We start from the raw sequence: 13,873 nt of genomic DNA on the forward strand, positions 1-13,873 counted from the left end.
AATTCGCAATCGGAATCTGAACCCGATGACTCGACTCCGCCGCTGGCTGCGCTGGATCTTCCTGATTGTCCTGGTCCTGGCGCTGATCGGCGCGGCCGCCGTGGGCGGTCTGTACTACGCTGTGTCCTCCAAGCTTCCCGACGTGCAGACCCTGCGCGACGTGGAAATGCAGGAGCCGATGTACGTCTATGCTGCCGACGGCAAGCTGATGGCGGTGTTCGGCGAGACCCGGCGCACCCCGATCACCATGAAGGACGTGCCGGAAAAGCTGAAGCAGGCGTTCCTGGCCACCGAGGATGCCCGCTTCTACGAGCATGGCGGCGTGGACTACATGGGCATCGGCCGTGCGGTGTGGCTGCTGGCCACCACCAACGACAAGCGCGTGCCGGGTGGCTCCACCATCACCCAGCAGGTGGCCCGCCAGTTCTTCCTCAGCTCCGAGTACAGCTACACCCGCAAGCTGGCCGAGATCCTGCTGGCGCGGAAGATCGAGTCCGAGCTGAGCAAGGACGAGATCTTCGAGCTGTACCTGAACAAGAGCTTCTTCGGCAACCGTGCCTACGGCGTGGCCGCCGCGGCCGAGTTCTACTACGGCAAGAAGCTGAACGAGCTGGACCTGGACGAGATGGCTTCGCTGGCCGGCATCCCCAAGTTCCCCTCCTCGGGCAATCCGATCTCCAACCCGGAACGTGCCCGCCAGCGCCGCGACAACTATGTGCTGCAGCGCATGGCCGACCTGAAGTTCGTCAGCCAGGCCGAGGCCGACGCGGCCAAGGCCGTGCCGATGCACGCCACCGCGCATGAGCCGCCGGTGCAGGTCGACGCCCCGTACGTGGCCGAGCTGGTGCGCCAGGAAATGATCGCCCGCTTCGGCGGTGATGTGGTCAACAAGGGTTACCACGTCACCACCACCATCGACTCCACCCTGCAGACCGCCGCCAACCAGTCGGTGCGCGACGGCCTGCTGCTGTACGACCACCGTCATGGCTGGCACGGCGTGGAGAAGCAGGTCCAGGTCGGTGCCGGTGAAGACGCCGCCGCCCTGGCCGAGCACCTGCGCGGCATGTTCGGCCAGGCCGGCCTGCTGCCGGCGATCGTCGCCAGCACCGGCGCCGATGGCAGCGCCACCGTGGTGCTGGCCAACCGCAGCGAGATCGTGCTGCCGGCCGGTGCCGCCAAGTGGACCAACAAGACCCCGGGCAAGCTGGTGCAGCGCGGTGACATCGTGCGCGTGCGTGCCGGTGCAAAGGAGGGCGAGTGGCTGCTGGACCAGATTCCGCGCGGCCAGTCCGCGCTGGTCTCGCTGGATGCCCATAACGGCGCGCTGAAGGCGCTGGTCGGTGGCTTCAGCTTCTCCGGCAACAAGTTCAACCGCGCCACCCAGGCCCGTCGCCAGCCGGGTTCGAGCTTCAAGCCGTTTGTCTACGCGGCCGCCTTCGACAAGGGCTACAACCCGGCCTCGATCGTGCTCGACGCCCCGGTCGTGTTCCGCGACCGCCGCGGCAAGACCTGGGCCCCGCAGAACGATGGCGGCGGCTTCCGCGGCCCGATGCGCCTGCGTGAAGCGCTGGTGCAGTCGCGCAACCTGGTCTCGGTTCGCCTGCTCGACGGCATGGGCGTGGACTACGCACGCAAGTACATCAGCGAGTTTGGTTTTGCCGAATCCGAGCTGCCGCCGAACCTGTCGATGTCGCTGGGTACCGCCTCGCTCACCCCGCTGTCGGTGGCCCGTGGCTACGCCGTGTTCGCCAACGGCGGCTCGCGCGTGGACACCTGGCTGATCGACCAGGTGAACGACCGCGACGGCAACCTGGTATTCAAGGAAAACCCGGCGCTGGCCTGCCGCGACTGTGCCGGCAGCAGCGACCAGCCGGTCAACCAGGTGGTGGACGGCTTCAACTTCGGCGCCCCGGCCCCGAAGGTGGACCCTGCCGCCGCGGCCAAGGCCGAAGCCAAGACCGAGACCCCGGCGGCCCCGGTCAACCCGGATGCCCGCACCGCCCCGCGCGCGATCGACGCCCGCACCGCCTACCAGCTGGTGTCGATGATGCGCGACGTGGTCCAGCGCGGTACCGGCGTGCAGGCCAAGGTACTTGGCCGCGAGGACGTGGGTGGCAAGACCGGTTCCACCAACGACCACCGCGACGCCTGGTTCTCCGGCTTCGGCGGCCCGTACGTGACCACCGTGTGGGTGGGCCGCGACGACTTCCGCTCGCTGGGTTACCGCGAATACGGTGGCAAGGCCGCCCTGCCGATCTGGATCGACTACATGCGCACCGCGCTGAAGGACACCCCGATCGCGCAGAACGACCCGCCGAGCGGCATGGTCCAGGCCACCCTCAACGGCGCGACCGAGTGGGTGAAGGTGGAAGACATGGACCGCCTGACCGACTACGACCTGAACCTCAATACGCCGCAGGCCGACGCCGCCGCGTTCGATATCTTCTGAGGAAGGGTCAGGTAGGTGCCGACCTTGGTTGGCACCGCCTCTGTAGAGCCGAGCCCATGCTCGGCTCCGGGGGCCCGCGATAGAGCAGCCGAGCATGGGCTCGGCTCTACAGGATCAACGGCACCCTTTTGCCGTGGTAGCGGCCAACCTTGGTTGGCGCCCCGTGCCGACCAAGGTCGGCACCCACCAGAGCAGCAACATCGCCATACCCACGCAGATGTCACATCCGTGCGCTAGTCTGTAGCCAGGTCGCAACAGGGAGTCATCGCATGCATCGCGCCCGTCAGCATGCTGCCAGCCAGACCCGCGAGCGGCGCCACCGCCTCGCCCACGAAGCCGCCCGCCTGATGGCCGAAGGCGGCATCCGCGACTACCACCAGGCCAAGTTGAAGGCCGCCAGCAGGCTCGGCATCCACGACGATGCCTCCCTGCCCCGCAATACCGAGATCGAAGACGCCCTGCGCGAGTACCAGCGGCTGTTCTCCGGGCCCCAGCACGGCAACGAACTGCAGCGTCGTCGCGAAGCCGCAATGCGTGCGCTGGAGTTCCTGCATGGCTTCGCGCCACGGCTGGCCGGCCCGGTGCTGGATGGCACCGCCGATGCCAACAGCCCCGTGCAGCTGCACCTGCACAGCGACGACCCGGAGGCTGTGCATCGCTTCCTGGACGAGCACGGCATCCCCGCCGAATCACGGACGCGCCGCCTGCGCATGGACCGCGAACGCTGCCTGGACGTGCCGGTGTGGGTGTTCAGTGCCGAGGAACTGACCTTCGACCTGGCCGTGCTGCCGTACGACGCCCTGCGTCAGGCACCGTTGTCGCCGGTGGATGAGAAGCCGATGCGGCGCGCGTCTGTTGCGCAGTTGCGGCAGGTGCTGGCGGAAGCGGAGATCACCGCGTACATCGGCGGATGACGACGGTAGCGCCGGCCCATGGCCGGCGAGCGCAGCGGCACCTGCCCTGGGTGGGTGCGGACCGTGGGTCCGCACTCTGCTTCAGGTTTTGCAGATGCCTGGCCGAAGATCAGCCGAGCATGGCTACAGTGGCAATCCGGTGCCACGCGACGGCTCGGGGTCACTCATCCACTCGGCCAGCCATGGTGCGGCGGCACGCTTCGGATACTCCTCCATCATCCGCGCATGCATGGTCTGCAGGTCATTCAACAACCAGGCCTGATGGTAGATGTCGCTGAACGAATCAGACCAGCCGCTCTTCACCCGCTGGCGATCGCTGCTTTCCAGGCTCGGCACCAGATCGTGGGGCCCATCCAGAATGGTCTGCAGCGCGCGGTTGATGCCGGCGTTTTCCTCGGCCGCCTCACGCAGCGAGGCAATGCGGTCCACCACACGCGTGCAGCGATAGGGCGCACAGCCGCCCGTGGCCTCGATGTAATCGGCAATATCCGCCAGCAGGTTGGCCTTCAACCGCCACGCCACTTCGCTTTCCATCGCCTGCCGTACCCGCATGGTTCGCCGCGTGCTGGCACGGATGTCCTCCGCGGTGACGTACGGTTGCCCGGGCGTGTTGTTGCCATGACGCACCAGCACGATGCGGTGAATCGCCTCCTTGCCGATGCCCTCCACCCGCAGCGCGGCCGCCTGCGGGTGTATGCGCGGCGGAGGCACATTGGTGAACCGCCAGTAGTACCAGAGCAGCATGACCACACCGGACAGGCACAGCAGGCTGGCCAGCATCCAGCCATCCAGGTGCCGGGTGTAGTAGTAGTACCGCGCACGCCACAAATAGAAGCTGCGGTAGCTCATGAATCGACGGACCCAACCGTACATTGCCATCTCCTCGGCCAGTGCCCCGGCGCGGCGGGGCTCGTTACGCGCACCACGCCGGGGCGTCATGCGTTACCAGCCGATGCCCACGCCCACGCCCACGGTACGTTCGCCACTGTTGGTGAACGCGCCGTTGAGGCTGAAGGTGGCTGAGCCCTTTTCGTTGAGCACGCGCTGGTAGCCCACCGCCATGGCCGACTCGCCATCGCTGTAGCCCACGCCCGCACCCAGGCGGTTGTAGGTGTTCAGGCCGGCGGTGTTCATGGCCATCGCACTCTGCGCGCTGCTCATCGCCGCCATGCGGTTGAAGCGCTTGTCCATCTTGTCCAGGCGACGATCCACCTCGCGCGAGATGCCATCGCTGTACTCGTTGGCGCGGGCCAGCATCTTTTCCAGATCGGCGGTATCAACCTGCGGGGTCGGCTCCTTCGGGGTTTCCGGCGTGGCGTTGGGGGCCTTGCCGGTATCAGCCACGGTCGGCGTTTCGGCCGGCGGCGTGGGGGCCTCGGGGGCTCCGGTGGCGTTGGCGGCAACACGCGCCTGCGACTGGCCGTCGATGCGCTGTTCCAGCCCGTCCATGCGGCCGTTGAGCTGCTGCTGCACGTCGTGCAGCTGGCCGCCGTTGACCGCATCGCGGCTGCCGGCAGCGACCAGGCCGTTGGCCACGTTGGAGATGACCATGCCCTGCGCACCGGCCAAGGTGAGCTGGTTCAGGCCGTCGCTGCGGGTGGTGGTGTCCTGGAAGACGGAGCGGAGCTGGGTTTCCACCTTGTCCACGCGCGAGCCCTGGGTGGTGACAGCACCATCGAGCGACTGCAGGGCATCGTTGAGGGTGGACTGCTGCTGGCCCTGGACAGTGAAGTGCGGGCCGATGATGTTGCCATTGCTGTCGATGTGAGCACCGCCGCCGAGGGTGGCGAGGGTGGCGTTGAGCTGGGCGACATTTACAGCATCGTTGCTGCCCCTGCCGCGCGCAAGATTGACGATGCGCCGCTCGTAGCCCGAACGGCCGATGGAGATCGTATCCGCGGCATCTGCATATGAGTTGTAGCCGAGCGCAACGCTGTTGGTTGCGTTTGCGTGCACGACGGATCGGGCGCCGAGTCCGATGCCCCCGGCGGCCTGAACATGCGAGCTTGAACCCAACGCAAAACCCTCCGTGGCGCCCTCCACCACCCACGAAGCACGTCCAAGCGCCACAGAGTTCGTTCCCAGAGCTTTCGAGAAGCTCCCCACGGCAGTGCCACCTTCGCCAGTCGGAGAAGATTCGGCGGAATCGCCGATCGCCACACCCAGCCAGCCCGCCGATGCATCAATGCTCAGGTCGTCGTAGCCGACCTTCATGAAGCGGCTTCCCTGCTCAAGGCCATCCATGCGCTGGTTTGTGGCGTACAGCTGCCGGCCATTCACAACATCCTTGCTCCCTGCGGACAGCTCGCCATCCGCCACACCAGTCAGTGTCGCGCCGCCGAAGTCAATTACGCTCCCCGTCTCAGCCACAGACAAGCGCGCAAGATCGCTACCCGTCACCTGAGAGTCGCGCAGCGCATCCAGATCGCTGCGATTGCGGGCGATCTCCTGCTTGGCATCGTGCAACTGGCTACCCGTCACCGCATCGCGACTGCCGGCCGAGATTCGACCATCAGCCAGATTGGTCAGCACCGCCCCCTGTGCGCCGGACAGCGTGAGTTGGTTCAAACCATCAGCGCGGATCCCGGTGTCCTGGAATACCGAGCGCAGCTTGCCTTCCAGCGAGCCGACCCGTGCATCGGTCACGACCACCGCGCCATCCAGCGCGGTCAGCGCATCGCCGACGGTGTTGTGGTTGCCTCCCTGAATCGCATAGGTGGGCGCGATGATGTTGCCGCTGGCGTCGAGGCTGGCACCGCCGCCGAGGGTGGCGAGCGATTCCCTCAACTGACTAACTGTCAAAACATCGTTGTCGGCATAGCCACGACCAACATTCACGATTCGGCGAACATAATCTTCGCTACCAACAGAAACTGTATCCGCCTCGTCTGCTACTGAAGCATAGCCCAGTGCAACGCTGTTCCGTGCTCCGTCTGTGACAACAGAACGGGCACCCAGCGCCACCCCTCCACTTTCGGTCACCCTTGAGCTTGCGCCCAGCGCGAATCCTTCAATCGCAAATTCTCCAACGAGAGCCCCACGACCCAACGCAACAGAGTTTCTTCCAAGCGCCTTCGAGAAACTGCCCACAGCTGTGCCACCTTCACCTGTCGGTGACGACTCTGCGGAATCACCAATGGCGACACCCAACCACCCGGCAGACGCATCCTCGCTGAACTCGTCGTAGCCAACCTGCAGGAAGCGACTGCCCTGCTCCATCTGCTCAATCCGGGCATTGGTGGCAAACAACTGCCCACCATTCACCGCATCCGTACTGGCAGCCGAGCTGATATCCCCCGAACCAACACCCTTCACCACGGCACCTTCGAGGTCAACCAGGGTCCGGTCAGCATTGAACTTCACCACGCCTTCCAGATCCGGTTCGAAGCCATCGAAGTCGGCGCGCAGGCGGTCCAGATCCACGCGATGGTCAGCCAGACGATCAGCATGATCCACCAACTGCAGATCCTGGGCCTCGTTCCGCGCCTCGGCTGCGCCCACGCGCTCGTTGGTGGCAAACAGCTGCTGACCGGTTACTGCATCGGTGCTCGATGCGCCCAGGATCCCGTTGGCGATGTTCTGGATGCGGCGGCGCGCGCCGTTCTTGTTGGACACGTCCAGTACGGTGCCGGTGTTCTCGGCCCCCAGGCGAACCTGGCCGCTGGCCGACACCTGCCCGATCAGACCGGCCACGGTACCCACCTGGCTGATGGCGCTGTCGGCCGCCGTCTTCGCGGCAGTTGCCGTGGACTGTGCGGTGGTCACCGCCGTGTTGGTGGCATGCAGCTGCTGGCCAGTCACGGCATCGGTGCTGGATGCACTGAGCGTGGCATTGGCCACGTTGCTGATGCGGCGGGCAGCACCATTCTTGTTGGCTACATCCAGCACGGTGCCGGTGTTCTGCGCACCCAGGCGCACATTGCCGCTGGCCGATACCTGCCCGACCAGACCGGCCACGGTGGTCACCTGACCAAGGGCATTGTCGGCGGCCGCCTTGGCCGCGGTAGCGGTGCTACTCACGCTGGTCAGTGTGGTGTTTGTCGCGTGCAGCTGCTTGCCGGTAACGGCATCGCTGCTGGTTGCGCTGAGCGTGCCATCGTTGACATTGACGATCTTCCGCTTGAGCGTTTCATTTCCCACGGAAATCTGATTCATGCCAGTGGTCTGCGAGCGGAAGCCCAACGCAACGCTGCCACTATGTGTAGATGACGCCTCGTTGCCCAATGCTACGCCGTAGGAATCAGATGCCATTGCATCCAACCCAATCGCCACGGAACGACCGCCTACCGCCTTGGCACGATAGCCGATTGCGGTTGCTGCGTTGGCGCTCCAGGCTCCTGATCCAACGGATGTGGCACCTACCCCTCCACTATTCTCCCCGTCGGCACCCACACCGGCACGCGCTTTCGGGCCCAATGCCACGCTGTCGCGATCATGCGCAATCGATGTGTTGCCCAACGCGACGCTCGCGGAGGTGCCGCTGCCACCGGCCACAGCCGAACGGCCGAGCGCCAGCGCCTGCGCATCCACGCGCGCCGCAACAGTGTCCGCCGCGCTCTTCGCTGCCGTTGCCGTGGTCTGCGCCGTGGTCACTGCAGTGTTGGTGGCATGCAGCTGCTTGCCGGTTACCGCTTCGGTGCTGGCGGTGCTGAGGGTGGCGTCGGCTACCCCGGTCAGCTTGCGGTTGGCGCTGGACTTGTTGCGGATGTCCAGTTGGGTGCCGGTGTTGTCACCGCCCACGCGTACGGCACTGCTGGCCGAGGTCTGGGTGACCAGTCGCGTATTGACCAGTGCCTGGTCGGCAGCGGTCTTCGCGGCATTGGCCGTATTGGTCGCGGTGGTGACGTTCTGGTTGGTCGCGTAGAGCTGCTGGCCAGTTACCGCATCGGTACTGGTGGTGGACAGACGAGCGTCTGCCACATTAATGATCCGGCGCTTCAGACTTGAATTGCCAACTGAAACCGAATTGTTCTCGTTGGCATCTGAATGCGCCCCGAGCGCAACACTCCCGGTACGACGCGCTTTGGCTTCGTAGCCAAGTGCGATGCCGTCGTACTCTGCACGAGCAGCGCCACCCAACGCTACTGCCCCAGTGTACCCCGCGGTTCCGGCAAACGCATTGCCACCAATGGCGATACGCGAGTTTCCGCCGGAGCTGTTCACTGTTCTGGAACCACTACCTACTGCAATGGAGTTCTCCGAGTAGGCGCGCGCGTCGTTACCAAGAACGGTGGTGCCCACGCCATCGCCGATCGCGGTTGCTCCTATGACAGTGCTGTAGCCCTGCCATGATTGGGCACCATAACCAAAGACCGTACTGAAATCTCCATAAATGTTGATCGAATGCCCGAACGCAGTGGAGAACTTTCCACTTGCATTCATGCCGACACCCGTAAACAGCACATTTCTCGAACTGGGAGCGACAACGGAGTGCACATAATCGTCAACGCTCCCGAATGACGGTGTGCACCGGTAATAGGTCCCGCCCAGTTCCCCGCTACAGGATTCGTTGAACATGGCATAGCCGCTGCCGAGCGTGGATCCATTGGCCCTCGGCATCTGGCCCATTACACCTTCCCTGGATTCATACCCCGCATGTGCCGCCGAGCGCATCGCTTCCTGCATGGCAAGCTGGGTGGCGGGTGCCCCCAGGTCATTGCCTACGATTTCCAGTGGCGCCTCGCCATCTTCATTCTCGCTGCCACGCTCCGATGCAACAGACAGCAGGGGTGTACCAAGCAGCATCAGCAGCACGCTGGCCAGTGCGCGCGAACCCGCAGCGCGCTTGCCACGCGCCGCGGCCAACTCACTGGCCACGACCCAGCACTGCCGCGCAGTGCACCAGATACGACGATAGATCCTGTTCATGGTGTCTCCTTAACAACCAAGGGAAAAGAAGCCCGTCGCAGCGCGCTGCCACGACGGAACGTGCGCTTCAGAGCGCGAGGGCCTGCACGTGTTCGCGATAGCCATCGCGGGTCAACCGATAGCGCAGCTGCAGGCGATGGCCGGGCTTCGGGGTAAAGGGCAATTGCAGGGACGCACCGGGGTAGAGGCTGCGTGAGACGTCATGGGCGGTGCAGGCGCCGGCCGCATCGCAGTCGGCCACGCTGGTCAGGCCCACGCGCAGGGTTCCGGTATTGACCAGGCTGTTGCCCTGCACGCGCACGTCCACATGCCCGTTGGCCGGCACCACGTTCACCAGCGCCCCCCAGATCAGGCTCATGCCCACGGCAGCGCGGGTGGCCGGATCGTCCGGCTCGGCATCATCAGGACCGCGCACACCTTCGAAGTACACGCGGTAGGCGGTCTCCTTCTCCACCGGCTGCAGCGGGATGACCCGGATCAGGCGATTGCCGCCACCGGCCAGGGCGAACTTGCCCGGGGTGATGGCAATGGCAGCGTCGGCTGGCTCGATCTCGATTTCCTGCTCGTCGGTGCTGGCCGGACCGTCGATGCGGCGAACAGTGGCCTGCACGTACTGCGCCGTGGTGGATTGCGAGTACACGCGGATCTGCGCGCCCTTCCGGGCCTCGACCGACGTACGCATCGGATGCACGGTGAGGTTGGCGTGGGCGGGTGCGGCTGCAAGCAGCAGCGCGCAGGTGAACAGGCAGGACAAGGCGGGATGCATAGTGGGCTCCATCGACTTCACGGGCGGGAGGTAGGCAGGCGCAGTTCGACCTTCAGATCGCCCTGGTAGGCACCAGAACGTTTCTCGTCGATGGGTACGCGTGGGGTATCGAGGGTGAGTGGCGTGGGTACGCAGAACACCGGCTGCGACATCCCTGGCAACATCACCAGGCGCAGCCGCGCCGTATCGATGTTGCGCAGTTGTTCTTCCACCCCGTTGCGCAATGGAATGCGCGCGCCGTTGTGGTCGAGGGTGACGGTGTAGTCCATGCGTTGGCTGTCACCGCCGGCACCGTCGGTATGCCAGACCGAATAGCCGGTGGGGCCGGGAGGGCGCGTGCCGCTGTCGCGCACGGTGACCCCCAGGTATTCACTCTGCGAACCGAGGCCGTCGTACAGACACATATCCAGGTGCGCACGGCCACCCACGGTTCGGGCAATGGGGTCGTAGCTGAGATTGAGGCCTACGGTGGGGGCGGCTTCCTGGAATTCAGGCAGATAGATGGAGACCGCGTTGTAGTCGGTGATGGTGAGCGTGAAACGGTAGGTGTACGTGGCGAGGTTGCGGGCGTCGGGGGTGTTCGCGCGGAGTTCGAGCGTTGCGGTCCAGATGCCTGCAACGAGCTTTTTCAGTTCATGAGAGCGAAGATGGAGTTGACCTGCCGAACCTGTTGGAGTGTCGAATACACACGAGATTGCGTAGGCCGACCATGGCCGAACGATTCCGTCCTGCCAGAAGTCTCCATTGCAGGATCTGCCATTGAGTGCTCGCTGCAGGCCTCCATAGACACTCAACTCCGTTTGCATATTGGATCTCTGCTCTACGAAAGTGACGGCGACTTCTCCCTCGCCAGGCGTCATTTCAAGATTGCCCTCCACCGGGCACCGCCCCCTCTCCGCGCTGCTATCCGAAACACACGTCAGATGCAGCTCGCCGTAGCGCTTGCCCAGATCCACATGGTCGTACGCCAACAGCGTGCGCGGTGGCATCAACACGATGTCCCCCGGCATCGCAGACCGATCCCACGTCATCACAATGTCGCGATGCTCATCGGTCGGATGCGTTTCCGGCGGCCGCTGTGCCATCGCCTGCGGCACCACCAGCACCAGCGCACTGAACAGCACCAGCCACCACCACAGCCACCGGCTCATCGCGCACCTCCCGCGGCAGCCTGCTGGCTGCTGGCAATCAGCGCCTTTTCCTGCAGCAACCGCGTCACCCGCGCCTGCTGGCGGATGTCCGCTGGCAGCTGCGCCACGTTCAGCGATTCGCACTGCACGGCGCCGACCAGCAGCACCACCTGGCGGCGCTCGCGCACCTGCAGCGGGCATTGCAGCAGGCGGTCGTCCTGCAGCAGGTACAGCACCGCTTCGCGGCGCGGGAAGTCGGCCACGAAGCCGCCGTTGCTGCCGGTGCCCGGCACCGGTGCGTTGAGGATGCGGGCACCGCGCAGCGGCGTGCCGGCCAGGTCGTGCGCATTGCCGATGAAGGTGTAGGTCACTTCAATCGGTACCGGCATGCGCAGCAGCTTGCCGGGCGGCAGGAACAGCGGGCGCGCGCCGCCCACGCCGGTCACGCGGATGGAGGCGATGCTGTCCAGTGCGCTGGCATCCTGCACTTCGGCACGATGCGACTGATACGCCGACACCGGCAGCAGCCGGCGGTCGCCCAGCTTCAGGCGCTGGCGGCGCAGGCCGCCCACCTGCAGTTCGGCGGCCACGCCGGTCAGTTCCAGGTCGTCGGTGCCATCCACCTGCACGGCCAGGCCTGCATCGGCGCCCAGGCCACCGCCCCAGTACAGGCCGCGCGAACCAAGCGCCACGCCGGAACTGTGGGTGGCGCTGTAGGCCAGCTCATCGCGCCCGCGCTGCTGGTAGTGCGACACGGTGGCGCCGGTGTGGCCGATGCGGTTCTGCAGCTGCCCGCTGAGCGTGGCGCTGTAGCGGTCGCTGTTGTTGCCGCGCAGTTCGGCGGACAATTCGCGGAACTGGTCGTCGTGGTCCTGGCGCAGGCTCTGCGCCACGCTGTAGGTCACATCCGGGCGCTGGTGCTGCGGCTGGCGCAGGTCCAGCCCGTAGCGGCGCTGCGCGGTGCCGCGCTCGCCCTGCTGCAGGCGGGTGAGGGTAAGGGTGAGAAACACGCCACGGTCGCGGCTGCTGCGTAGGCTGCCGTCGTTGTGCTGCTGCCACACGCCCACGCGCGTGGAGGCGCTGAAGTCGCCCCAGCGTTCACTGCGGTTGTAGCTGGCCTGCCAGGTACGGCTGAGCTGCGGTTCGCGGCTGGGACGCGGCGCCCACGGCGGCAGCAACGGGTCCAGGCCGTACAGCGGATCGTCGATATCGCCGGGGATGCCCACGCCCTGCCGCCAGGTCTGGCGCCGGGTATAGGCCAGGTAGGCATGGCCACCGGCCACCGGCAGCGCCACCGAGGCGCTGAGCGAATCGGCGCAGCCGAGCTGGTCGCGGGCATCGTCGCGGAACTCGCAGGCCTTGCCGCGCATGCGCTGCTGGTACAGGTTCCAGGACGCGTGACGGCGGTAGGACAGCTGGTGCTGCTGCCCGCGGCTGCCATCACTGCCCTGCATGCCGCTGAAGCTGGCGCGGATCTCCTGCGTGGCGAACACCCGGCGCAGGTCCACGCGCAGTTCGCCATAGCTGAAGCCCGCCAGGTCGGCCACGCCAGCGGTGACGGTGGCGCTGCGGCCCAGCGGCACGCGTACACCGGCCATGGCAGCCATCTCGCCATCGAACTGGTCGCTGCGGCGCTCGCTGCGGCGGCCGCCCTGCATGAACCACTGCACGCTGCTGTCGGCCCAGTCGCCGCCCTTGTCGAAGGGCGCTTCTTCGCTGCGTACCAGCACACCGTCTTCGTAGATGCGCAGGGTGACGGTGTAGTTGCCGAACGGGAAGCGCCGCGTATCGATCTGGTTGATGCCGGCCTGCAGGTAATAGGTCTGCAGCAGGCGCTGGCCATCGAAGGCATCGACGCGGGCATCGCGCGCCAGCAGCACGGTCAGCGGCGTCGCCTGCACGGCCGCTTCGCTGTCCACGTAGGCCTGGGTGGTGCCGATGCGCAGGCCCTGGAAGCGGTCCAGCGGCAGCATGCTGAAACTGAAGGTGCCGCCCTGCGGGCTGGACAGGTTGCGGCGGTCCATGCGCCCGGCCTGCAGGTAGTGCTCCGGGCCGATGTCGTGCCGGTAATAGGCGTTGTCCAGCTGGAAGTCGTGCCGCGTGCGCTGGTTGCGGTAGCGCTGGTGGCTGAAGGTCCAGTTGGCCGAGACATGGCCACGCTCGAACACCCCAAGTACGCCCGCACCCTGCGCGGCCAACGCCTGGTAATCGCGGCCGCCACTGAGGTTGACCGTCTGCTGGTGCAGGAAGGCGTTCTCGGCGTTGGTGCTGACCTGGTGGTGGCGCTGCGCGGCCGGCTCGCCGGGAATCCATTGGCGGGCGACGAACAGGCGCACCGCGCCCTCGCCCTCGTCATACAGTGCGCGCACGGCGGTGGGGTCCTCCGGGGGATCGAGATAGCCGCAGCCGGCGGCGGCACCGCCGTAGCGGCAGGCCAGGTGGCTGTTGCGCGGCAGCGGTTGCGACAACGCCGGCAGCAGCGCCGCCTGTGCCTCGGCCGGCAGCTGCAGCGCCTGCAGCGCCTCCGCAGGCGCTTCCAGCTGCACGTGGTCGAGGGTGACGCGCACGGGCATCAGCCCGGTCGAGCGCCCGAACAGACGCACGTCCAGCTGCTCGGTCTGGCCTTCGACCAGATCCTCGAAACCGGCGGGAACGCCGCGCGCCGCGACCAGAGGTGCGGACAACGACAGGGCGAGCGCGAGCGCCAGCCGGGTGACGGCGGGGGCAGAAGCTTTCATGGGGGCGA

7 protein-coding genes are annotated in these 13,873 nt (G+C 66.1%); 2 read left to right on the top strand and 5 right to left on the bottom strand.

Going from position 1 to position 13,873, the window contains the following annotated elements:
- The first annotated feature begins 25 nt into the window (after window positions 1-25).
- Window positions 26-2,449 carry a penicillin-binding protein 1A gene (locus tag QP552_RS16720; RefSeq protein WP_345782966.1) on the top strand — a complete coding sequence of 808 codons (2,424 nt, stop codon included), beginning with the start codon at window positions 26-28 and terminating at the stop codon, window positions 2,447-2,449.
- A 269-nt stretch (window positions 2,450-2,718) separates the two neighbouring features.
- The gene (locus QP552_RS16725) at window positions 2,719-3,363 is read left to right on the top strand and encodes a hypothetical protein (protein ID WP_012511978.1); all 645 of its coding nucleotides are present in this window, start codon (window positions 2,719-2,721) and stop codon (window positions 3,361-3,363) included.
- A 123-nt stretch (window positions 3,364-3,486) separates the two neighbouring features.
- On the opposite strand, the gene QP552_RS16730 is transcribed toward QP552_RS16725, so the two are convergent.
- The 5 genes from QP552_RS16730 to QP552_RS16750 form a co-directional block, all read right to left on the bottom strand.
- Window positions 3,487-4,236 (bottom strand): hypothetical protein, encoded by a 750-nt coding sequence (locus QP552_RS16730; protein WP_286074098.1) that lies wholly within the window; start codon window positions 4,234-4,236, stop codon window positions 3,487-3,489.
- A gap of 69 nt (window positions 4,237-4,305) precedes the next feature.
- Window positions 4,306-9,231 carry an ESPR-type extended signal peptide-containing protein gene (locus QP552_RS16735; RefSeq protein ID WP_286074099.1) on the bottom strand — a complete coding sequence of 1,642 codons (4,926 nt, stop codon included), beginning with the start codon at window positions 9,229-9,231 and terminating at the stop codon, window positions 4,306-4,308.
- A gap of 67 nt (window positions 9,232-9,298) precedes the next feature.
- Window positions 9,299-9,997: a pilus assembly protein gene (locus QP552_RS16740; RefSeq protein ID WP_286074100.1), complete on the bottom strand. Its 699-nt coding sequence runs from the start codon at window positions 9,995-9,997 to the stop codon at window positions 9,299-9,301.
- Between the two features lie 17 nt (window positions 9,998-10,014).
- A complete protein-coding gene (locus QP552_RS16745; RefSeq protein ID WP_286074101.1) occupies window positions 10,015-11,148 on the bottom strand; it encodes a CfaE/CblD family pilus tip adhesin in 1,134 nt (377 codons plus the stop codon).
- Window positions 11,145-13,865, bottom strand: coding sequence for a TcfC E-set like domain-containing protein (locus tag QP552_RS16750; protein ID WP_286074102.1), 2,721 nt, complete (start codon window positions 13,863-13,865; stop codon window positions 11,145-11,147). The genes QP552_RS16745 and QP552_RS16750 overlap by 4 nt, the downstream gene beginning before the upstream one ends.
- Window positions 13,866-13,873 lie beyond the last annotated feature (8 nt).

This window comes from Stenotrophomonas sp. 59 (assembly GCF_030291095.1).
Classification (GTDB): Bacteria; Pseudomonadota; Gammaproteobacteria; order Xanthomonadales; family Xanthomonadaceae; genus Stenotrophomonas; species Stenotrophomonas maltophilia_Q.

What these genes read in the sequence shown, in the direction of transcription:
- QP552_RS16720 (WP_345782966.1), top strand. Translation starts at nt 26, where the DNA reads ATGACTCGACTCCGCCGCTGGCTGCGCTGGATCTTCCTGATTGTCCTG.
- QP552_RS16740 (WP_286074100.1), bottom strand. Translation starts at nt 9,997, where the DNA reads ATGCATCCCGCCTTGTCCTGCCTGTTCACCTGCGCGCTGCTGCTTGCA.
- QP552_RS16730 (WP_286074098.1), bottom strand. Translation starts at nt 4,236, where the DNA reads ATGTACGGTTGGGTCCGTCGATTCATGAGCTACCGCAGCTTCTATTTG.
- QP552_RS16750 (WP_286074102.1), bottom strand. Translation starts at nt 13,865, where the DNA reads ATGAAAGCTTCTGCCCCCGCCGTCACCCGGCTGGCGCTCGCGCTCGCC.
- QP552_RS16725 (WP_012511978.1), top strand. Translation starts at nt 2,719, where the DNA reads ATGCATCGCGCCCGTCAGCATGCTGCCAGCCAGACCCGCGAGCGGCGC.
- QP552_RS16745 (WP_286074101.1), bottom strand. Translation starts at nt 11,148, where the DNA reads ATGAGCCGGTGGCTGTGGTGGTGGCTGGTGCTGTTCAGTGCGCTGGTG.
- QP552_RS16735 (WP_286074099.1), bottom strand. Translation starts at nt 9,231, where the DNA reads ATGAACAGGATCTATCGTCGTATCTGGTGCACTGCGCGGCAGTGCTGG.